Here is a 21485-nt window from a genome sequence, read left to right as displayed (position 1 = left end):
TTCAGTACTTCATGATGAAAAAATTTCTACGTCCGCGGTTGATCCTTCTTGCCTTTTTAAAAATAGCCTTTATCAGTAACTCATTCAGTCAGGTTTATAAATCCGGGCCGGCCGATAAGGATTTTGCTGGTTATTTGTTCGCCTACTTTAAAGGGAATGACGTTAAAGATGAGTCTGTCTGTTTTGCCATCAGTACTGATGGTTACAATTACCGCGCATTAAATAATAATGAGCCGGTTGTTGATTCGAAGCTAATCAGCTCTACCGGCGGCGTTCGTGACCCACACATACTTCGCGCAGAGGATGGGAGGTCGTTCTATATGGTACTGACAGATATGACTTCCTCAAAAGGATGGGATTCTAACCGGGCCCTCATCCTGATGAAATCTAATGATCTGGTGAACTGGAAACATACAGTTATCAATATACAACAACGTTATAAAGGGCAAGAAGACCTGAAACGTGTTTGGGCACCGCAAACGATATTCGATCCCGCAGCAAAAAAATATATGGTCTACTGGTCTATGCAGCATGGCGCAGGTCCGGATATAATCTATTATGCTTACGTAAACAGTGATTTTACGGACTTCGAATCAGAACCCAGAGTACTGTTCAATCCAAAAAACGGCAAATCCTGTATCGATGGTGACATTATTAACAAAAATGGATTGTTTTACTTGTTTTATAAAACTGAAGGACACGGAAACGGGATAAAACTGGCACTTACCGATTCCCTGACTTCCGGAAAATGGATTGAACAAGAAGGATACAAACAGCAGACGAAAGATGCAGTGGAAGGCTCCAGCGTGTTTAAGCTAAACAATTCCGACAAATACATCCTCATGTATGATGTTTATGGTAAAGGAAAATATCAGTTTTGTGAAAGCTACGATCTGGATAAATTCAAAGTGATAGATCATGAGGTGAAGATGGATTTTCATCCGCGGCACGGAACGATTATTCCGGTCTCCCGTCAGGAATTGAAGAACCTGACAAATCGCTGGGGCATACCAAAAGGCATGGAACTGACGCTTAAAACCAACCCGGTGCTTGACGGTTTCTATGCTGACCCGGATGTATTATACTCCAATAAAACCAAGAAATACTATATCTATCCAACCAGCGATGGTTTTGACGGCTGGGGAGGCACTTACTTTAAAACTTTCTCCTCTCCGGATCTGAAGAATTGGACCGATGAAGGCGTGATTCTTGATTTGAAGAAAGATGTGAGCTGGGCAGACCGCAACGCCTGGGCACCGACGATTGCAGAAAAAAAGATTAATGGTGTTTATAAATACTACTATTACTTCACAGCTGCTCAAAAGATCGGAGTCGCCGTTTCTGAGCAGCCAACAGGTCCATTTACAGATTCGGGAAAACCGCTGGTCAGCACTAAACCCAATGGTGTAAAAGAAGGACAGGAAATTGATCCGGCTGTATTTACCGACCCCAAAACAGGCAAAAGTTATCTGTATTGGGGAAATGGATATCTTGCCGTAGCCGAACTGAATAAAGATATGATCTCTCTGAAAAAGAATACAACCAAAGTACTTCAGACTGATGAGACATTCCGAGAAGGATGCTATGTATTTTACCGCAAAGGAACCTATTATTTCCTTTGGTCAGAAGAGGATACCCGCAGTGAGAATTACCGCGTGCGTTATGGAACCTCCAACTCCGCAACCGGGCCGATAGAGATTCGCGAAAATAATTTAATTCTTCAAAAGGATCCTTCCCAGGGTATTTACGGTACAGGGCATAACTCTGTATTGCAAATTCCCGGGAAAGATGAATGGTATATGGTTTACCATAGGTTTAGCTATCCGGATGGAATAAATATGGGTGATGCGGCAGGATTCAATCGTGAGGTTTGTATAGATCGCATGTATTTTGATGAAAAAGGAAATATCATACCTGTAAAACCTACGCATTAAATCATTTATTGTACAACGTCGTTTAAGGCTTGAAATATGCTCATCGGGTATTCTGCTATTCTATTGCATAGATATAAGTACCACTCCTTTCCGTAAACAAAATAAAGCTTCGTCTGATAACCTTCGTCCTTGAGCGAATAGAGCTGGTCATTGCACATACCAAATAGACTTTCGAACTCATAGTTTTCTTTTGAAGGGTTATGTTTCTGAATTAGTAATTTCGCAGCTGACTGTATTTTTTTGTCATGTGTGGCAATCGAACATTTATGATTTTCTGCAAGTAACTGCGCAATATAATCCAGATAGACGTCATCAAGTTTTTCACCTCGGGACATAGAAAGTCCATTAGCAGTCTCAAATGCACCCTTTACGATTCTTATTCTTCCTGTCTCTTTTCTAATCTCTGCAAAATCATCTTTCGTTCGATATAGATATGCCTGCAGGGTTATAGCGAGATTATCATAATTTTTAATTGCTTTTTTATAGGTTTCGAGAATATCGTCTGTCCTTTCAGTTCCTTCTGCACTTATAATAATTTCAATGCCTGATTTAGAGGCTTCATTACAAATAGCGTTTAAATTATTTAAGCAGAGTTCTTTTGAAACCGCTAACCCTATATGAGATAGATCAAGAGACACGGTAGCATTTAAATGCTGCAATCTTATTTGTTCACAGATATGAATAAACTCTTTAGTAGCATTGTTTGATTCCTGTTCCGTCCTGGTACTTTCACCCATAAATTCGATAGAGGCTTTCAGGTTATCTAAAGCTTTGACTTTAACAATAGTCTCCTCCAAATTTTCTCCGCCGATATATCTATTGGCCGCCTTCTTGAAAAGCTGGAACAGGACCGGGTTAGCCAATATATACGCTTTCGAATCTTCATTTAATGCTGCAGTTCTTAATGCCTGGGAACCGATCTGCAATAGGTGTTTATCCATTATGATTTTTATTATTGGTAAATAGCAATGATAGCATTTTACCTTGTATACTCATTTCAACTGAAAGTAAAATTATGTTTTTCTAATTCCAGCATATTTTTTATTAATATTGATTACTGTAAGAACAGGCTAAAAATGAGTGGGTTTTATAAAGAAGCAGCAGCTGATGATCGTTATAAAAAATATGTTCAGAAATTCTGGATATTAGACAATAGCCACAATTCATTAACTAAACCTGCCGGCTATGCACTACCTAATGGCTGCTGTACAATTGTGTTCGTCACCGGTAACGGGGTCTTACTAAATTTAGCCGGTAAACCGGTTGAATTACCGGCCGGTGTGTATCTTTCAGGCCAGATAACTAAACGCACAAGTATCTCAGTAAAGCCTTTTTCCAAGGCAATCATGGCACAAGTAAAGCCCTGGTTACCTCCCGTCATATCCAATATCTCTATGGATGAGCTGGTTGACAATATAGTGAGTCTGGATACATTCAATCCTTTTTTTAACCAGCGGCTTACAGATCTTAACTTGGCAGACGATAGATCTGTAATCCAGGCCGTGTATAAGATTTTGGATACATGCCTGCATGTAGATGCCGATACTCATTTTATTCAATGGGCGTATAAAAAACTGAGTGCGAGTGCATCACCGGCAAGCATCGCCGATATAGCCTCCGCCTCCGGGTATTCACAAAGACGTGTAGAGCAAAAGTTTAAAATGCTGATCGGTCTTACCGCTAAAGAAATTCAGTCTATTTTACAGCTCAGGAAATTAATAGATGATTTGAGTAATCCTGTTTACAACGGTCACCTGGGTGCACTCGCCCTGCAGCATGGATATTACGATCAATCTCATTTTATCAGATCATATCAGCGTATTATTAAAGAATCGCCTTCTCAATTTAATGCAAATGAATACCTGTTGCCATTTTCCGGACATTTCGATTTTTTACAATTATAACAACTTCCTCTCTGCTAATTTTGCGACCTGAAAAGATTAATCATTATGAAAAGATGGAAACATATTATTATTATTGGATGCACATTGCTTTCTGTTTACACACCAGATGCTCGCGGACAGTCCGGATTTGACCCGCTCACCAAGGCACTGGAACAGATAGTCAAAAAAGACAGTCTAACAGGAATGTCGGTGGTCCTGGTCAATTCAAAAGAAATGATCTACGAACACAATTTTGGCTATGCTGATGTAGCGAAAAAAACCAGGTACACTTCGCAAAGCGTACAAATAATTGGTTCTGTAAGTAAAACTTTTATCGCTGTCGCCTTGATGAAAGCAGTTGAGCTGGGCTATTTTGAGTTAGAAACTAATATTAACGAGATACTCCCTTTTAAGGTTGCAAACCCCGGTTATCAAATGGCCGGCATTACGGTAAGGGAGTTAAGTAACCATACCTCCAGCATCGTAGACAATCCTGCTATTCTTCCTGACACCTATCAATTTGATGAAGCATTTGCAGATTATGATGTTTCTGCTTACAAAATATTGCAAGGTATGGGTTATCGTAATAAGATTGCCCCCTGCTCGCTCAAGACCTTTTTATATGAATACCTCTCTGCAGATGGAAAATATTACAGCGCTGACAATTTCGTTAGCAGCGAGCCGGGCAGCTCATCACATTACAGCAATATCGCATCTGCACTTGCAGCGTACCTGATCGAGGTTAAATCGGGAATGACTTACGCCAGCTTTACAGAAAAATATATCTTAAAACCACTTAAGATGCGAAATTCAAGTTGGTTTTTAGACGCGCGGCAAAAAGACAAATACGCCAAACACTATTATGATCTTGTAAGGTCATTCCCGTTTTACCAATGTATCACTTACCCTGACGGCGGACTCAGAACGAACACTGCCGACTTAAGCAAATACTTGATAGCTATGATCAACGGCTATAATGGAGATCAGACTATTTTAAGCAAAGCGTCATACCAAACGATGTTTACGCCACAGTTCTCCAAAGAACATCCACCTAAAGGGATTAGCCTGACTCATAGAAATAAAGGAATCTTCTGGAACCTCTATAACAACGGCACGATTGGCCATGACGGAGACGACCCCGGCGTAAGTTCTTTCCTTTTCTTTAATCCTGCAACCGGCTTGGGTGGAGTCTTTTTGTGCGACCGGTATTTAGCCGACAAATCTGAAATCATCGATTTACTGGTGAAGTATACGAATCACACGTCATTCGTAGAAGTACCTCAGTAAAAGGACCAATGATTATATCTGCAATAATAGTATAGTAAGCTTGCTCTGTTGACATGAATTTATTGCTGTTTTATCAGATCCGGTCTCTCATTCTATAAATTATTTTTAAATTTGAGTGTAGACCAAATATTATGACCCTTTTAAAATGTCCAGATTGTCCGGCCTATAACAGCCGGCTTGCCAAAATATGCGTTGGGTGTAACCGGCCAATTGCAAAAATAAAAAAGCAGGAAGCGGAAGCTAAACGCCGGATGTATCTTATGATAGCATTTGGGTTAGCATTTATTCTCCTTTATTATGCCCGGGAATCGGGCAATCTACAATTGATTATTGATAGCGTTATGAAGCCATAACCTAATTAGTTAAGACCGATTGCTTAATATGTATTTTGGTATTGCAGGAAAAGCATTCATACCTCTTATATGCCTGCCAAAAAATTATGTACTTATAAAAAGCAGACTGTGGAACTCTGTTGCTTAACTCACCTTTACCACATTTTGGACATTTAGAATAAGTTTCCTTTTTGTTCACCCAACCGTTATCAAATTTCTCCATACCTATATAACGCTAATCAATTTAATGTTAGTGCCTTTTTTTGAGATCCGAAAAACGAGACCCATAAAAAATCATTGCAGGTCTGGCATATTACGTCGCTTACCGAAGTATAGCAGGCAAAATGGAAGATACTGAAGGCGGAAGATATAAAGACTACAGAATGAATAAAACATTAATCATAAAACACCTTGCATTAGCAACATTGTCGTACTTATTAATGGGATGCAGTGGCAATTCGAATTTACAAAATTCGAAAAATATAGAGACAAACTCATTGGTAAACACGTACATAAAATCTATTCATTCTCAAGGCGTAATTCAGATTTCTGATTCGCCTTGTGGAGCGGTAAATAGAGATTGTTTAAATGAAATATTCACTAAGTATAAATTTGATGTCCCTTTTGAAGAAACATTTCAGGCCCAGGAAACTGATACTGTAGCTTGGACTAAAGCGATAATAGATACCGATTCCGTTAAAATTCTGAATTCTGCGGAGGTGAAATTTATTAAGGAGACACCAACCTTTGGTGGGGACGAAAGCATTGATAAAACATTCTATGTTATTTCAAATCCAATTTTTTCTAAGGATCATCGTTTTGCTATTCTTAATAAGTACTTCTACTGTGGCGGAAGATGCGGCAATGGAAGTGTTCTTATATATGAGAAGAAAGGCGGTGAATGGATCTTAAGGGAAGAAGTTTGCCCTATAGTTTCGTAGTTGATTCAATTTTTTGGTTCAGAGTCAGCTACATACGGTCGGGGTTAAAGACAAATTGCCACCAATAACACAATGCTATAAAATCCTGTTCCTCCAATTAACAAGTATTTATTGCCGCGTAAGATTCCAATTGTTAAGGCTATAATGCAAATAACCGTTGCCCATAGGGGAGAATTATAATCCCCTTTTGCCAACAGGTAAATGAAGTGAGAAAGCGCGATATTACCCGCAATAAGCGCAACGGGTATCAATGTCTGCTCAATGATTTTAGCCTCTTTCATATGCCGATAGATTTAGTATTAGAATTTCTTTTTTTGAGTATAGCTACCACAATGACGTAGATGATGTAGCCAAATAAACTGCCATTGACCAGCCAGGCTGCTACAGCAGATGCCTGACGATAACCAATAAACATGCTGATCAGCGCAATCACCACGAGCACAATCAAAATCAACAGGCAATACACAAATGTCGTTTTCCAAGGGCTCATCCGGCGTTGTTGCTTTTTATCAGTACGATAAAGGTAGACCACAAAACCACTGATTGACAAAAATGCACTCGTTAGGCCCAAAACCGTATACACAATCTTTAATCCCAGGCCACCATAGTCTCCAAAATGGAGAGCTTCCTGAACCGAATAAAAGCGTTGACTGAAAGACATTGTCCGCACATCACACTTAAACAGCGGTTTATAGCTCGTCTTTGCCAAAACTAAAGCATTGATATTTTTCTCATATATCTGACCATCAATACTCCCATGTACCTCAATCGTAGACGTACCATCTTCAGAAGCCCTTAGGTAACCAGGTTTCAGGTCAGGAAATTCTTTGCGCAGTACAAGAAAAACCTGATCCCAATGCACTAAGGTTGCGGCATCTGCCTTAGGTTTCATTAGTTTAGGGAAATCATGATCATTGGGTGCTTTGATGTCAAACCACTGCATTAATTTGGGTTGAAGTCCCAACCAGGCTCCTGTACATGCGATTACAAAATTGAAGGCCAATGCACTGATGCCGAGTATCTTGTGCCAGTCGCCCATCAGGATTCGCATTCCTTTGCGCCGCACTTTCGGGTAGGTTTGTTTTTTCATGAACTGCCCATAGATCAGGAAACCCGTCACGGTAACCACGATGAAGGCCACACCAGCAAGGCCGACCAGTTGTCTGCCCCAGAAGCCCTCATACAGGCGCACATGCATCTGCCGGAGGTAATTGGCCAAAGAATTTTGGCGATCCCAACTACCCAGTATTTGATCCTTTACCGGATCTACAAACAAAAAATAAGACTTACTGGAAGCTTTGTCTTTGCCTTTTACAGCAAAACTAAACGTAGCCACGCGACCTGGTTTATCTGGCATATCGATCAGCAAACCGCTCATCTTGGGGTATTGTTTTTTGGCTTCGGCCAATGCCTGGTCTATTTTGAAAAGCTGACCAGGCGCGGGAGTAGCAGCATGAACCGAATAATAACGACTTTGGATCAATCCATCTATCTCAGGGATAAAAACTGCCACAGCGCCAGTGAAGCAGAGTATGCCTATCACAATTCCTGCATACAGGCCCGACCAGTGGTGGATCTTCCAGAGGAGTTTATGGTCTTTCTTGTGCTTATTAATCGGTTTCATGCTACGCAATTAGAATGTATAACCTATACCGATCAGGAAATTCCTTGGCGCACCAGGATAGAGACGGTTAAAATCATAGCCACCCACCCAGTGCGTTTTGTTAAACACATTGTTAAGGTTACCAGATATCCTGAATTTATCGACGTTGTAATAAAGCGCTGCACTGAATAAAGTATATTCCGGAAGCTCCAGAATCGTATTCAAAGTATTTCTCTTTCCGGTATAGTTTACACCAGCACCAAGACCAAGGCCTTTTAATTCAGGATTCAGGAACGTATATTTTGCCCACAGTCCGCCCTGCGCTTTTGGTGCATTGGCTGCTAGTACTCCGATAAGTTCGGGGTTGTCGCTTTTCGTTGTTTCGTTTCTGCTGATCGCGAAGTTTGCCGTGATGCTGAAATTGGGCATGATGGCACCGTTCACATCCAGTTCAATACCTTTAGAGCGTTGCTGACCAATCTGAGTAAGCTGTTCTATATTTCCGGGATTGCCAGCATTTACCAACACGTTGTTTTGTTCTATTCTGTAAAATGCCAGATTAGCAGATAATCTTTTCTCAAACAATTCCGTTTTGGCACCTACTTCATACATGTTGCTGATCAGAGGATCAAATGGTCCTCCGAAACGAGCCGGATCGCCAATTTGGGCAGCACTTTGAGGCTGGTAACCTTCGGTATAAGTTCCGTAAAGACTCACTTGTTCCAGCGGCGTATAAACCAGTCCAACTCTAGGAAGGAGTGCCTTTTGCTCTACTTTTTTCTCAGTGGCCTTCTTGTAATTCACCATATCGGTATAATACTCTTGTCTCAATCCCAATAGCACCTGGAATTTACCCACGCTGATCTGATCCTGGATATAAATGCCATGCTGATAATACTTTGCCGGATCAATCTGTGAAGAGGTGTTGATGTAACCGGAGATTTCAGAAATGGAATAATCAGGGTTTACCAAATCAAAATGAGGAACGTTTGGAACAGGATTGCCGCTCTTATCAAGGACAAAAGCTACATAGTTAGCTGGAAGTGGCTTGGTCGGATCAGGGACGGTAAAGTTTGCGGCGGTACCATCTATTCTACGATAGCCTGTAGCATTGTAATTTGAATTCCCTATTGGCGATTCATTTTGGATATAGTCGTACCCCGTTACAATTTTATGGGTAACCGGGCCGGTTTTCAGATCAGTCACAAAATACGCAGTGATGTTATCGCTGTAATTTTTACCCTGTCTGCGGATGGTTTGCATTTCCATCTTAGTCGGGATTGGCCTATTTAAACCATCCACCGCATAACGGTTCGAAGTACGGTGTTCCAATAAATCCTCATCATACAGGAACTTCATGTAAGAAACGTTAAATGTTACCTTTTCACTGATCTTTCTGCGCAATGAAGTAGTTACATATAAATTGAGCTCATTCTCAAAATCATTTCTTTTTCCCACGGCAAATGAAATAGGGGTAGAGTTGAGGTTTGTACCTGCAGTAGCCCCAAATATCGGCTGACCGCGATCCAACCTGCTCTTGGTCTTGGAATACACAAAATCAAAGTTCACGGAAGTTTTCTCATCGGGAATGAATGAAATGGAAGGTGCAATCACGATGTCCTCACCACCTTGTAATACCCTAAAGGATTCTGCATTCTGGTAAGCCAGGTTCAAGCGGTAGAGCAAAGTTTTACTTTCATTCATGGGGCCTGTAAAGTCGGCCATCAGGCGGTTGGTATTCCAGCTTCCCGTTGCAAAATTAATCGATTTGCGTGCCTCGTCCAAAGGTTTTTTCGTTACAGTATTTACAATACCTCCTGGGTCTGCATTGGCAAACAGTGCAGAAGCAGGGCCTTTGATCACCTCAATGCGTTCTACATTGGGCAGCAAAGGCTGGCTCCAACTGCTTGTTGGCGTTCTCAATCCATTGATCAGCGCGTTGCTGGAGCGGAATCCCCTCAATGAAATATCATTATTATAGTAAGAAAAATTGGTAGCACCGCTGATGTTTTTGATGACGTCACTAGCTTTAAAAGCCTGTTGATCTTCTATTACTTCCTTGGTCACATAACTGATCGACTGTGGTACATACCGCAAAGGCGTTTCCGTTTTGGTCCCTGAAAAAGACTTGGTATTCTTGTAAGCCTGTTCCTTCCTTCCTGTTATCTCTACTCCCTGTAATTGGTTGTCTTTATTTTCCAATTGAATGTTTACCTGTGTTTTCCCATTTTTAAGGATAAATGGGGTAATGGAGCTTACATAGCTAATATAGGAAGTGGACAAGCTGTAAGTGCCTGGAGTAAGGTCTTTAAACTCGAAAATTCCCTCCTGATCAGTAACCTGAACCAAGTTCTTTTCTACTAATTTAACTGTAGCTCCTGGAATGGGCTTATTGGACTTGTCGGTGACTTTGCCATTTATATTTAACTGGGCTGATGCAGCCTGAGTAAATAACAACAAACAAAAAAAAGAGAACACAGGGTAGAGAATCTTCATGCAATACTATTTAGATTAATTAAAAATAACGCACAAATATATAAAGAGTTTCGACAGGAACAATAGCTACCAGTTGCATTTAAACCTAACATTTGATGTCTTTGATCTTTGTTTTTATTTTCTATCTCAAACCTTGAAATCTATTCCACTGGGAATTGATTGAGCCGAATTGTACCAAAGTTAAAAATAGAAAATCAGCTTAAAAACAAAAACCGGAGCACTTTTCTTAGGAAGGCTTCCGGTTTTTACAGTTAAAATGTGGGAGATACTGGGCTCGAACCAGCGACCCCTACCTTGTCGAGGTAGTGCTCTAAACCAACTGAGCTAATCTCCCTGATCGCTATCAGACCCCTAAGGATCTTTTGTTTGGGTTAGCTAAGATTAGAAATAAAATACATTATGCAAAATCCAGCGTAAAAAAACATTTACCGTTATTTGGTTGGTTCTAAATATCAGCGATTTAATTTATTAAAATAAGCTTGACTAAAAGGTCTACAACTTCGTTTTTATCCAACGGAAGCGCTGAACCCATTATAGAGTAGCCTTCTACATATGGCAACAACAAAGCAACAATATCTTTTGGTTTATCTGAGAACGAGGCTAACAAATCCACAAGCCATTCCGCATACTGCTGATAGTAGCTTTTCATCTCCTCCGCCAAATGTGGATCCCGGCTTGATAGTGCCCAGATTTCACGAAACATAGTACAGTGTGAATGATGATTTCCATCAACAAGTAAATCACTCAAGATTTTTTTCAAAAAAAGAGTTGCCGTATGAGGTTTATTCGGATTAAACCCCTCCCACTCTCTGGAAACTTCTTCCTGGCATTGTTTAAAATAGAATTGAACCGTAGCGATAATTAAGTCTTCCCGGGTCTTATAATAATATTGAAGATTGCTCAACGAAATCCCCGCCGACTCAGATACCTTCCGCATAGATAAAGCGGTAGCTCCCTCCTTTCCAAGGATATTGATCGTCGTCTCAATTATTTTATCCGTTTTCTGCTGTCTATTTCCCATTTGTCATACAAATCTAAATTAAATAATTAGAATTCTTAATGTAGGTCAATAGACCTACTTTAGCTGAAATAGGTCTATTGACCTACAAATATAAAATTTATAATTATGACAAATCTTAAGAACACAGCAGCATTAAAAGTATTGATTGCAGGCGGGTATGGCCATGTCGGGAGTAATATTGCCAGACATCTACGCAAAAAACATCCTGAAATTAATTTAATATTAGGTGGTAGACATCCTGAAAAAGGGCATCAATTTGCTGCGGAGATAGGCCGGACTGAATGCATTTTTCTAGATGTGAATAAGCCGTTCGATTCTGATTCTGCTGGCAGTCCAGATCTGATTATAGCTGCATTGCAAGACCATAAAAACATGTTATTTGACGCTGCAGTGGAAAACAATATATCGTATATCAGCATCACCAGAACTGCCGATGAAGTTGCACCAATGATATTTAAAGCTTTACAAAAACAGCCTTTATCTAAATTAGTTCTCACAGACCACTGGCAGGCTGGAGTGTTGACCATTGTGGCCAAACAGGTAGCAGAACAGTTTCAGCAAATCAACACCATAGAAACTGCCTGTGTATATGACGAGCTCGACCCGATCGGACCTATGATTGCAGCCCAAATGGATAGCTTTGTAACCAGGGCGCTGATCAGGAATGAAAAGAACTGGATATTTGTTGACGCAACGGAATATCCAAGAGATTTTTATCTGGCAAATGGTACCGCAGCCCGGGGATATCCAATGGGTACACTGGATGTCCCCTCTCTTGCATCCCTTACAGATGCCTCAAATGTGCGGTTTGATATTGTGATCGGGCAGTCAATAGGCACCAATCAGGGTAAAAACGCATCACACGATCTTTATATCGATATTGAAGGCATATTAGTTTCCGGGAAACCAGCAAAAATGAGGACAATCGTTTCAGACCCAGCCGGACAATCTCATTTAACAGCACTCGGGGTGTTAATTTCCGTCGAAGGAATATTTGGCCTTTCAGGGCAACTGCCTCCCTCAAATGGTGGGATATATCTGCCAGAAACTTTATTGAATGCAACCAATGCAGTAAAAACGCTGAAGGAATTTGGTGTAACCATTACGCAAACTGAAATTTAGCATGAAAAAGATCCTCATTATAAACGGACATCCAAACCTTAAAAGCTATAATTTTGCATTAGCAGAAGCCTACCGCGAAGGAGCGTCTTCTACAGGTGCGTATGTTGAGCAGATCAATCTGGCTGAGCTGAAGTTTAATCCGAACCTGGAATTCGGTTATACACAGCGGATTGAACTGGAACCTGATCTGCAATCGAGTATTACAAAAATTATGGCTGCGGATCATTTGGTATGGATACATCCGGTTTGGTGGGGTGGCTTTCCAGCAGTAATGAAGGGATTCATTGATAGAATTTTTTTACCAGGAATTACATTCAAATACCGGGAGAACTCACTTTGGTGGGATAAATTACTCGTCGGTAAAACAGCCAGAATCATTACCACACTGGATCAGCCTGCATGGTACTACTGGTTATATTATTCCAGTCCCAGCGTAAATCAGTTAAAGCGAAGTATTCTAGGTTTTTGTGGTGTCAGGCCTGTAAAAGTCACTTATTTAGGGATTATAAAACAAGCTAACCCCCAGCGCCGTGATAAATGGTTGAGACAAATTTATCAGTTAGGCAGAACCCAGACCTAAGGCTTGTACGCATTAAAGAGCTGATGATAATATCAGCTCTTTAATTGTCCCGGTGGTAATTATTTCATCCCTTTTCTCAGATAGATATTACCATAAGAAGAGCTGATGTCGTAAGTAGAACCAGTTCCGGGAGAAGCGGTTATAGAAGTATAAAAGTTTTTTTCGGTCTGCTGTGTTGGTTTCAGTTGCAGGTCGCTATATATTTTACCGAAGCGGTTAGTCAATTTGATTTCTCCAATCTTTTTTTCATTCAGGGAAGCATCTATACCGCCATATATGGCTTCGACCCTGATATTCCCGTTTAAATTCTCGAGTTCGACAATTCCATAGGTTGAAACGATATCTGCATTCGTATTAGCCGGCAATTTAACTTCAATGGTGATTGCCATATCCTTTTGCTGATAAGTGGCACCTACGCCCGGGTGTTTATTCCGGTATGCATCTAATTCTGCTTTACTATTCATACGGATCTTTATGCCATTCTCTACTACATAATAGGCGTCGGGAATCTGTGAAAGATCGACTTTATTGCTAATTGATATTTTCCCGTCCTTCCTGCTCTCCAACAGTGTGAATGCACCGTCGTTTTCACCATCATTTATGTTCACAGAGGCAGTAACCTCGACTTCTTTTTTATCCCATGTGCTAACATGAATAATCTTCGGATAGTCAAACTTTAATTCTATTTTCTGACCAGCTGCTACCGGATAAGTCCTGCTAACAGTGCTCTGGGAAAAAGTAGCACCTGGTATAATGGCTAACAAAAAGCCGGTGATGATAAGTTTCATATGCTGATTTATTTCTGTCTCAGATATACATTATTATAATTTGATTTGAAGATCAGATCAACACCGCCGCCGTTAACGGTTCCTTTGATATTCTCTCCTGCATTGTCAGATCTTCTCAGTGTTACGGTTTCAATATTAGCACCAGAGACAGTCGTCGCTGCATTGTCAGTAATGTTTTTCGTACGGTCGGTACCCTCAAATCCTGTAACATTTGTTCGGCCGCGATCGTTCTGATTTTTGTTTTGCGCTCTGTTTTTGTCTACTGCTATTTTAAAATCTTCTGCAGCGAAAAGCTTACCATATGATGTGCCCAGCTCAATATTGGCTTTCGTGGACACCGGCATTGAAATATCTACCAAACCATAAACAGATATGATAGATATCGGTCCTTTTACCTCATTAGTAAAACTGGCATCTACTGACCCATATATTGCCTTTATATTCATCGGTCCGCTGTTATTCTCCAGCTTAATTTTATTGTGCGTTGCTGACACCTCAATTTCATTTTTCAAATCTCTCAGCAGAAGTTCACTGCTGTACAGTGTACTGTTATTAGTAAAGGATATTTTCACATTCTGAGGAACCTTAATTTGAAGAATTCCACTTTGTTCTTTTACAACTGAATTTACGTTGATATCCTGACCATTAACGCTTACATCCAGCCCCAGACCTGTATTATCGGTGAATCCGGACCCACTTAGCGGCTTAAGACCTTTAGCGCGCTCATCAACAGGCTCTTCTTTGCCATTAACAATATTGAATACGATCTCATTCCCATTATATCCTTCTACAACCGCCCCGTTTACATTCAGGTTAAGACGCCCTGAAGATTTGGATACCTTATACTCTTTCTGCGCCCAGGCAGAGATGCTGAATGTTAATAAGGTGAATAGTATTATAAATTGCTTTTTCATATTAAGTATGTTTAAATTTTATTTTTATTAAGTAGTAATGTGTATGCCTCGTCCTTAACGGCACTAAATGTTTTTGGATCATCTGCCAGAGCAATTAGTCTGGCGTCAACTTTAGCATTTTTGAGATTCCCCAGCAATCCAACTAACTCTAACTGTACCATTGGATCTTCCTGACTAGATAATGATCGGACCAGAAGAGAAGATGCATACTCGTTATTTACATATTGTCCGATCACACCAAGAGCTGCTAGACGTACGTTACTGTTTCCATCATAATTTAAAGTTCTGGCCAATCTATCCAGCGTGTGCTTACCAGCATCGCCAGTTTTCTCGATATCTAATACTGCTGCTAATCTGACGCTTGCAGAACTGCTATCTCCCAAACGCACATACACATCTTTTGGAACAGAAACAGGTTTGCTATTTTGGTTTGCCAGCATCCCATTCATTCCGGCCCCAGACCTCACAACCCTTGCAGGTTTCAAGGGTACACTACCGGGTTCTGTAACACGATCAGACTGGCTTAGTGTAACTGCCGAACCAGAGTCTCCGGTCTCATCTGTTTTTTCTGTTTCAACCTTTGGAGCGGTCTGATGTACCACCTGCTCAAGGTTGCCTTCGACAGTGTTTTTCGTGTTAAAAAGATAAACTGTACTTATAGCAATTAAGACTGCCGCCGCCGCATACCAAATTTCCCTCCTGAACAATGGAACCGTTTTTACTTCTTTCTCTTGCTCCTTACTTTCCTTCAATCTGCTTTTGATTTGCTGAAGTACGTGGGCAGGCGGTTCCATATGGTCAAACTCTGCTCTGTTTTCTTCTACAAATTTTTTTATAGGATCAATCATAATATGACTTGTCTTTTAATAGTAGATATATTTTTTTCTTAGCGCGGTGATACTGCGTCCTTACAGTACTATGGGATATTCCCAATACGCCTGCGATCTCCTCGTGCTGCATATTTTCAAATAAATATAGATTCAGAATGGTCTTATACCCTGGTGGTAGACGCTCAATACAGCTTCTTACATCCTCTACCCGACAATCGAATAATTCATCCTCTTCTATGCTATATTCATTTTCATCTGCAAATTCAGTATGTTCTAAATCTGAAAACAGGATTTTCTTCTTCCTCAAGTGCGATATCGAACGGTTAATCGCTATCCTTCTCACCCATGCCTCAAAACTCAAAACTCCAGTTAACTTCCCCATATCATTAAATACGGTGTAAAATGTGTCCTGCAGAATATCTTCGGCCTCCCCGGTATGCGATACAATACGCGTAATTGAGTTGTACACTCTCTTTGCATACTTATTGTATAATGCGGTAAACCCCGAGTCGTTACCCGCCTGGCACATGGCAATAAGCGTCTGATCAGTTACCTTCTCTGTTGACTGCATTTATAATTTTATAATCTATCGGTTAGAATCCTGAAAATACATGTTTTATATAGGGTAGTCGCAGCACATGAATTAATGTTGCATTGTTTTTTAAACATTTTAAAATACTAAGAATAAGCCGGTACCGATCTATTCAATCCACTAAAATAATTCCTACCTTAACTTAGTATGATAACCTCAGCATAATGTTAGAAAATTTCCCTTTTTACCTGAGTTTAATTTTAGCCATAGTACTACTGATTATGCTGGCTAATAAAATAAAGGTCGCCTATCCTGTACTGCTTGTTGTAGCCGGACTAGCGATCAGCTTCCTCCCCGGGATCCCAACCCTGCATATCGACCCCGAGCTTATTTTTTTTATCTTTCTTCCCCCACTGCTCTATGAAGCCTCCTGGGCTGTATCCTGGAAGGAAATGTGGCGCTGGAGACGAATTATTACCAGCTTTGCCTTTGTTGTCGTATTTCTTTCGGCCATGTCGGTAGCCTTTGTCGCAAATCATTTTATACCCGGCTTTTCTCTAGCCCTTGGCTTTTTACTGGGCGGCATTGTCTCGCCACCAGATGCCGTAAGCGCTGGTGCTATCTTAAAATTCGTAAAAATACCCAAGCGGATGTCTTCAATCCTGGAAGGTGAAAGTCTGCTGAATGATGCCTCTTCGTTAATTATTTTCCGTTTTGCGTTAGTAGCTGTGGCAACAGGTCAGTTCGTATGGCAGGAAGCAGCACTGAGTTTTAGCTGGATGGTGATTGGTGGTGTAGGTATTGGCGTACTAATCGGATGGGTCTTCATGAAGATCCATAAACATCTGCCTACCGACGTTAATACAGATATTGTATTAACAATTTTAGCTCCTTATATCATGTATCTCTCAGCGGAAGAGGTGCATAGCTCTGGTGTACTTGCTGTAGTTGCCGGCGGCCTTTTATTATCTAATAACAGGCATCTCTTCCTTAGCAGCACATCACGCCTGCGTGGAGTAAACTTCTGGGAAAGCTTCTGTTTTGTGCTAAACGGTCTGGTATTTATGCTGATAGGCCTCGATTTGCCGGAGATCGTATCCGGCCTGGAAGGTGTCAGTATTTCATCTGCGATGGGTTACGGTCTGCTGATTACCGCAGTGCTGATCGTGGGAAGGATCTTATCTGCATATGGTGCAGTGGTTATCACGTTAATAGCAAGCAGGTTTATCACTGTCGCCGACAACAGGAACCCCGGCTATAAGGTACCCCTCATTCTTGGATGGACAGGCATGCGCGGGGTGGTCTCACTAGCAGCAGCATTATCAATACCTGTACAGTTGGCTGACGGAAGTGCCTTCCCGCAGCGCAACCTTATTCTTTTTATCACTTTTATTGTTATTCTGGTCACGCTGTTATTGCAGGGGTTGACTTTACCTTACCTTATCCGAAAAATCGGAATCCCCAATCTGGATCAAACTTTACCGGAAGAGGAAGTTTATCAGGGTATCCGTAAGCAACTAGCACAGCATTCGCTTACCCATTTGCGGACAAATTACAGCACACAATTAAAAAATCAACCGATATTGCAACAGATGGCTGTTAAATGGGAAGCCAATAGTTCACCCGCAGGTAATGAACTGATGGCTGAAGAGTGTAAAGTAATTTATCTGGATATCCTGAACGAGCAGCGGTTATGGCTGCTAAATAAAAACCAGGAAGAGGAGGCACTTGATGAAGATATTATTCGTAAGCACCTTCAATTTATTGATCTGGAAGAAGAAAAATTGAGCTTCAGCTGAGACTAATAAGCTGAACTGTATTTAGCTAAATGTCCGGCAGTGTACGTATATCGTTCGATAACGGACAAATTCAGTTAGCGAAAAAACATAAAAACCTGTACAACAGTTATTTGAACGCTAATTTACTCTTGGCACAAACTTGGTAGACTGCGAACTAACTCGTATTTATTTCATTGAAACCAATGCCGCTATGTTCAGACTCAATTTAAAAATCGCTTTGCGTAATCTCTGGAGAAATAAAACTTCTTCCGTTATTAATATCGTTGGTCTGGCGGCTGGTTTATCTGCGTGTTTGCTGCTGCTGCTTTACGTCAATTATGAATTAAATTTTGACCGTAGTTTTAAGGATGCAGACAAAATCTACCAGGTGATGACTAATTTCCAGGATGCCAGTGGGAAAATAACAAGTACCGGAGGCTCGCCGGGAGATGGAATTGCAATGACTATCAGGTCCAAAATACCTGAGGTAGACGCAATAACCCGAATCGGAGGTGGCGATGAGTCGCTCATTGCCAATAAACAAAATGTATTTAAGAAAAAAGACCTGTTTGCAGATCCCGAGATTCTTAAAGTTTTCAACTACGAGTTTATCGCCGGCGATCCTACATCTGCACTCAGTATGCCAAATTCGGTTATATTAACTGCTCAGACAGCGAAATTATTATTCGGCACTACAGATGTACTGAATAAAACCGTGAGATATAAAAATGCAAAAGATCTAAATGTTACTGGTGTGATCAGAGATTTACCTACCAATACATCTCTCAGGTTTGATTATTTAATGCCCTGGTCTTTCTTCGAAAGCATAAACGATTACCTTAAAAATCCAGGTTGGGGAAATTTCAACTTCCTGGCAATGGCAAAAGTTAATAATCCGGCCAATATTGACCTGATTAATTCGAAGGTAAAAAAGCTTTTCAACGAGAATTACACGGCACAAAAGAATGAGAATTTCTTATTCCCGCTAGCCGATAAACATTTACATGGTGAATTTTTGAATGGTAAGAGCATAGGTGGAGACATCGAACGCATTTACCTTTTTACGGCATTAGCCTTTGGTATTTTGCTTGTCGCCTGCATTAATTTCATGAATATGGCCACTGCTAAATCAGAGCGGAGGGCGAAAGAAGTGGGTATTAAGAAAACTATGGGCGCAACCAGAAACTCACTGGTTACCCAATTCCTTACTGAAGCAATGGTCCTTACTACAATTGCTGTGTTGATTGCTGTTGCCATTACCGAATCTAGTCTACCCCTTTTCAATAACCTTTTGGAAATAGATATAAGAATTGATTATGCTAATACAGGTTATTGGCTGGGAATCCTGACGGTAGCAATCCTGACCGGACTTTTGTCAGGTACTTACCCTGCATTATACCTATCTGCATTTAGCCCGATTCAAACTTTAAAAAAGAAAACGGCCCGTGCGAAAGCCATTCCCTTTAATCTAAGACAGGTACTAGTGGTCGGGCAATTTTGTTTTGCCATCATGCTGATCATTGCCACGCTTGTAATCTATAAACAAATGCAGTTTATAAAAAACAGACCAGTGGGGTACAATATCGATTTACTTGCTCAAATGCCTCAAGATGGAGAATTGTCTGGCAAATTTGAATTGTTTAAAGAGCAATTGCTGAAAACCGGTGCGGTAACGGCCGTCAATGAGGCATCGCAAGGCATGACTAATGCAAGTGGATGGTTTTATGGCTTTCAGTGGCCAGGAATGGAAGAGCAGGGAAAGGATATTGTTTTTAACCGCCTGCAGACGGGGTATGATTTTGTAAAAACAAATGGGGTGGAAATGCTTGCAGGACGTGATTTTTCCCGCGATTTCGCTTCAGATACTGCAGCAATTTTACTAAGCAGTACAGCTGTGAAAGCCATGAAGCTTAAAGATCCGATAGGGACGAATGTAAATCTCTTTGGAAAACAGCTGAGAGTGATTGGAGTTTTCAAGGATTTCGTCTGGGACTCTCCCTATCGTTCCGGACGCCAAATGGTGATTGATTTCAATAAAGATCCGGGCGGAATCGTAAATATGCGATTAAATACAGCTAACAGTCTGACAAAAAATATCGAACTGATCTCAGCCGTCGCCAAAAGTATCAATCCGGATTATCCGGTAGAAATAAGTTTCGCCAATGAGCTGTATTCCAGAAAGCTGCATTCAGAGAAAGTCCTGGGCATATTGGTCAACTTATTTGGAGGCATAGCCATTTTAATTTCTTGTCTTGGACTTTACGGCCTGGTTACTTATAGTGCAGAACAGCGGACAAAAGAGTTTGGCGTACGACGTGTACTGGGAGCCTCGGTCGGCAGTATTATGAAACTGCTCTCCATTTCCTTTCTGAAAATGGTATTGGTGGCTGCATTTATTGGTGTGCCCCTAGCCTACTATCTGATGACCAAATGGCTCACTAATTTTGACTTCAGGACAACTATATCATTATCGATTGTGCTGATATCAATCGCAGGAACTTTATTAATCGCATTTTTAACAGTATGTTTTCAGGCTTACAAAGCGGCAACAGCTAACCCTGTAGACGCGTTGAAATATGAGTAAAAGTTAAATATTTTAGCACAAGATCCCTTCAATTACTTTGTACCCCGACTCATTGGAATAATTTCTATGAACTTCAGTATGATGGTAAATACGGTCAGCTGGGTTGGACATATTCACTAGTGCTTTTAGCAAAAAAAGGAGATAGCTCTCGAAAAAGTGACTTCTACAGCGCTAAGATGATCCAGGCTTTTAAAGAACATTTGCGGGAGGCACATCAGAACGGCAAAGAAGGGAAAGCTAACGAAGATTTTCACCAAGCCTATAAAATCCGTTTCTTTGAATGTTTTGCCAATTGGTTTGGAATTAATCAATTTATTAGACACCCGCATTTATACAAAAGTTTCTAAATAAAAAAAGCCTCTGAGATAATCTCAGAGGCTTTTTTGGTGGAGCCGAAGGGGTTCGAACCCTTGTCCAGTTGTGTGGCAAATTATGCCTTCTACATGCTTATTTTCCACTTTATTTTCGGGATCAGACGGGCCGGAAACCTACCTTGCCTTTCTCCTTAGGTACTTTATCTCGCGACTGTATCGTACCTTACAATCGCCAGCGTCATTTATTTCGATGCCCCGGATTCTGGCCTAAAAACGCAGCAACCAGAGGGACAAAAGCTATCTAATTCTAAATTAGGCAGCTAAGGCGTAGTTATTTTCGCCAATTATAGTGTGAACGTTCACTTTAAGTGCTCTCCGTACAACGCACTGCATGCTAACATACGTACCTCCACCCTGTCAAATCCAAAACGGCCCCATATGTAAAGAAAACTTAAAACATAGGCTTTTCTGCTTTCCTTGCCACAAAAGTACAATAAATATACCAAACTCAATCAGAAGGGGTTTAAGAAAAATAAAAAAAGCATG

Annotated in this window: 17 protein-coding genes, 1 tRNA gene and 1 other RNA gene; 8 read left to right on the top strand and 11 right to left on the bottom strand. The window is 40.8% G+C overall.

Annotated elements, in window-relative coordinates; translation table 11 throughout:
• Positions 1-11: 11 nt before the first annotated feature.
• Positions 12-1934 (top strand): glycoside hydrolase family 43 protein, encoded by a 1923-nt coding sequence (locus BLR53_RS04100; protein ID WP_218122969.1) that lies wholly within the window; start codon positions 12-14, stop codon positions 1932-1934.
• 5 nt (positions 1935-1939) lie between these two features.
• Here BLR53_RS04100 and BLR53_RS04095 read toward each other — a convergent pair whose 3' ends face one another.
• Positions 1940-2875, bottom strand: coding sequence for a proline dehydrogenase family protein (locus BLR53_RS04095; RefSeq protein ID WP_074587482.1), 936 nt, complete (start codon positions 2873-2875; stop codon positions 1940-1942).
• 135 nt (positions 2876-3010) lie between these two features.
• On the opposite strand from BLR53_RS04095, the gene BLR53_RS04090 reads away from it, so the two are divergent.
• From BLR53_RS04090 to BLR53_RS04070, 3 genes are all read left to right on the top strand, one after another.
• The gene (locus tag BLR53_RS04090) at positions 3011-3838 is read left to right on the top strand and encodes a helix-turn-helix domain-containing protein (RefSeq protein WP_176763515.1); all 828 of its coding nucleotides are present in this window, start codon (positions 3011-3013) and stop codon (positions 3836-3838) included.
• A gap of 45 nt (positions 3839-3883) precedes the next feature.
• Positions 3884-5104: a serine hydrolase domain-containing protein gene (locus tag BLR53_RS04085; protein ID WP_074587478.1), complete on the top strand. Its 1221-nt coding sequence runs from the start codon at positions 3884-3886 to the stop codon at positions 5102-5104.
• A gap of 676 nt (positions 5105-5780) precedes the next feature.
• The gene (locus BLR53_RS04070; protein WP_037443777.1) at positions 5781-6377 is read left to right on the top strand and encodes a hypothetical protein; all 597 of its coding nucleotides are present in this window, start codon (positions 5781-5783) and stop codon (positions 6375-6377) included.
• A gap of 44 nt (positions 6378-6421) precedes the next feature.
• Here the strand turns inward: BLR53_RS04070 and BLR53_RS04065 are convergent, their stop codons facing one another.
• The 5 genes from BLR53_RS04065 to BLR53_RS04045 form a co-directional block, all read right to left on the bottom strand.
• Positions 6422-6658, bottom strand: coding sequence for a hypothetical protein (locus BLR53_RS04065; protein ID WP_037443780.1), 237 nt, complete (start codon positions 6656-6658; stop codon positions 6422-6424).
• Entirely contained in the window at positions 6655-8001 is a 1347-nt protein-coding gene (locus BLR53_RS04060) for a PepSY-associated TM helix domain-containing protein (protein ID WP_051760187.1), read from the bottom strand. The genes BLR53_RS04065 and BLR53_RS04060 overlap by 4 nt, the downstream gene beginning before the upstream one ends.
• 9 nt (positions 8002-8010) lie before the next feature.
• Complete coding sequence (locus BLR53_RS04055) at positions 8011-10476, bottom strand: TonB-dependent receptor (RefSeq protein WP_074587475.1); 2466 nt, start codon at positions 10474-10476, stop codon at positions 8011-8013.
• Between the two features lie 259 nt (positions 10477-10735).
• Positions 10736-10810 (bottom strand) — tRNA-Val (locus BLR53_RS04050).
• Positions 10811-10936: 126 nt separating this feature from the next.
• The gene (locus BLR53_RS04045; RefSeq protein ID WP_037443785.1) at positions 10937-11497 is read right to left on the bottom strand and encodes a TetR/AcrR family transcriptional regulator; all 561 of its coding nucleotides are present in this window, start codon (positions 11495-11497) and stop codon (positions 10937-10939) included.
• A 105-nt stretch (positions 11498-11602) separates the two neighbouring features.
• On the opposite strand from BLR53_RS04045, the gene BLR53_RS04040 reads away from it, so the two are divergent.
• Positions 11603-12619, top strand: coding sequence for an SDR family oxidoreductase (locus tag BLR53_RS04040; protein WP_074587473.1), 1017 nt, complete (start codon positions 11603-11605; stop codon positions 12617-12619).
• A gap of 1 nt (position 12620) precedes the next feature.
• Complete coding sequence (locus BLR53_RS04035) at positions 12621-13199, top strand: NAD(P)H-dependent oxidoreductase (protein ID WP_074587471.1); 579 nt, start codon at positions 12621-12623, stop codon at positions 13197-13199.
• A 59-nt stretch (positions 13200-13258) separates the two neighbouring features.
• Here the strand turns inward: BLR53_RS04035 and BLR53_RS04030 are convergent, their stop codons facing one another.
• The 4 genes from BLR53_RS04030 to BLR53_RS04015 are packed head-to-tail and all read right to left on the bottom strand — an operon-like array spanning position 13259 to position 16302.
• A complete protein-coding gene (locus BLR53_RS04030; protein ID WP_074587469.1) occupies positions 13259-13987 on the bottom strand; it encodes a DUF4097 family beta strand repeat-containing protein in 729 nt (242 codons plus the stop codon).
• Positions 13988-13995: 8 nt separating this feature from the next.
• Positions 13996-14901: a DUF4097 family beta strand repeat-containing protein gene (locus BLR53_RS04025; protein WP_037443798.1), complete on the bottom strand. Its 906-nt coding sequence runs from the start codon at positions 14899-14901 to the stop codon at positions 13996-13998.
• Between the two features lie 11 nt (positions 14902-14912).
• Positions 14913-15749 (bottom strand): HEAT repeat domain-containing protein, encoded by an 837-nt coding sequence (locus BLR53_RS04020; protein WP_074587467.1) that lies wholly within the window; start codon positions 15747-15749, stop codon positions 14913-14915.
• Complete coding sequence (locus BLR53_RS04015; RefSeq protein ID WP_074587464.1) at positions 15742-16302, bottom strand: RNA polymerase sigma factor; 561 nt, start codon at positions 16300-16302, stop codon at positions 15742-15744. The genes BLR53_RS04020 and BLR53_RS04015 overlap by 8 nt, the downstream gene beginning before the upstream one ends.
• Before the next feature lie 185 nt (positions 16303-16487).
• Between BLR53_RS04015 and BLR53_RS04010 the strand changes: the two genes are divergently transcribed.
• Together BLR53_RS04010 and BLR53_RS04005 are read left to right on the top strand one after the other, a co-directional pair.
• Entirely contained in the window at positions 16488-18062 is a 1575-nt protein-coding gene (locus BLR53_RS04010) for a Na+/H+ antiporter (protein WP_074587461.1), read from the top strand.
• 190 nt (positions 18063-18252) lie between these two features.
• Positions 18253-20625 (top strand): ABC transporter permease, encoded by a 2373-nt coding sequence (locus BLR53_RS04005; RefSeq protein WP_074587459.1) that lies wholly within the window; start codon positions 18253-18255, stop codon positions 20623-20625.
• 384 nt (positions 20626-21009) lie between these two features.
• Here BLR53_RS04005 and ssrA read toward each other — a convergent pair.
• Positions 21010-21375, bottom strand: a transfer-messenger RNA (tmRNA) gene (ssrA, locus tag BLR53_RS04000).
• Positions 21376-21485 lie beyond the last annotated feature (110 nt).

The sequence above is a fragment of the Pedobacter antarcticus genome (assembly GCF_900103515.1).
GTDB classification, from domain to species: domain Bacteria; phylum Bacteroidota; class Bacteroidia; order Sphingobacteriales; family Sphingobacteriaceae; genus Pedobacter; species Pedobacter antarcticus.
Note: the sequence above shows the minus strand (reverse complement) of the source record. Positions and strands in the feature narration are given on the sequence as shown.

Coding starts and splice junctions, on each gene's coding strand:
- BLR53_RS04100 (WP_218122969.1), top strand. CDS start 12: ATGATGAAAAAATTTCTACGTCCGCGGTTGATCCTTCTTGCCTTTTTA.
- BLR53_RS04095 (WP_074587482.1), bottom strand. CDS start 2,875: ATGGATAAACACCTATTGCAGATCGGTTCCCAGGCATTAAGAACTGCA.
- BLR53_RS04090 (WP_176763515.1), top strand. CDS start 3,011: ATGAGTGGGTTTTATAAAGAAGCAGCAGCTGATGATCGTTATAAAAAA.
- BLR53_RS04085 (WP_074587478.1), top strand. CDS start 3,884: ATGAAAAGATGGAAACATATTATTATTATTGGATGCACATTGCTTTCT.
- BLR53_RS04070 (WP_037443777.1), top strand. CDS start 5,781: ATGGAAGATACTGAAGGCGGAAGATATAAAGACTACAGAATGAATAAA.
- BLR53_RS04065 (WP_037443780.1), bottom strand. CDS start 6,658: ATGAAAGAGGCTAAAATCATTGAGCAGACATTGATACCCGTTGCGCTT.
- BLR53_RS04060 (WP_051760187.1), bottom strand. CDS start 8,001: ATGAAACCGATTAATAAGCACAAGAAAGACCATAAACTCCTCTGGAAG.
- BLR53_RS04055 (WP_074587475.1), bottom strand. CDS start 10,476: ATGAAGATTCTCTACCCTGTGTTCTCTTTTTTTTGTTTGTTGTTATTT.
- BLR53_RS04045 (WP_037443785.1), bottom strand. CDS start 11,497: ATGGGAAATAGACAGCAGAAAACGGATAAAATAATTGAGACGACGATC.
- BLR53_RS04040 (WP_074587473.1), top strand. CDS start 11,603: ATGACAAATCTTAAGAACACAGCAGCATTAAAAGTATTGATTGCAGGC.
- BLR53_RS04035 (WP_074587471.1), top strand. CDS start 12,621: ATGAAAAAGATCCTCATTATAAACGGACATCCAAACCTTAAAAGCTAT.
- BLR53_RS04030 (WP_074587469.1), bottom strand. CDS start 13,987: ATGAAACTTATCATCACCGGCTTTTTGTTAGCCATTATACCAGGTGCT.
- BLR53_RS04025 (WP_037443798.1), bottom strand. CDS start 14,901: ATGAAAAAGCAATTTATAATACTATTCACCTTATTAACATTCAGCATC.
- BLR53_RS04020 (WP_074587467.1), bottom strand. CDS start 15,749: ATGATTGATCCTATAAAAAAATTTGTAGAAGAAAACAGAGCAGAGTTT.
- BLR53_RS04015 (WP_074587464.1), bottom strand. CDS start 16,302: ATGCAGTCAACAGAGAAGGTAACTGATCAGACGCTTATTGCCATGTGC.
- BLR53_RS04010 (WP_074587461.1), top strand. CDS start 16,488: ATGTTAGAAAATTTCCCTTTTTACCTGAGTTTAATTTTAGCCATAGTA.
- BLR53_RS04005 (WP_074587459.1), top strand. CDS start 18,253: ATGTTCAGACTCAATTTAAAAATCGCTTTGCGTAATCTCTGGAGAAAT.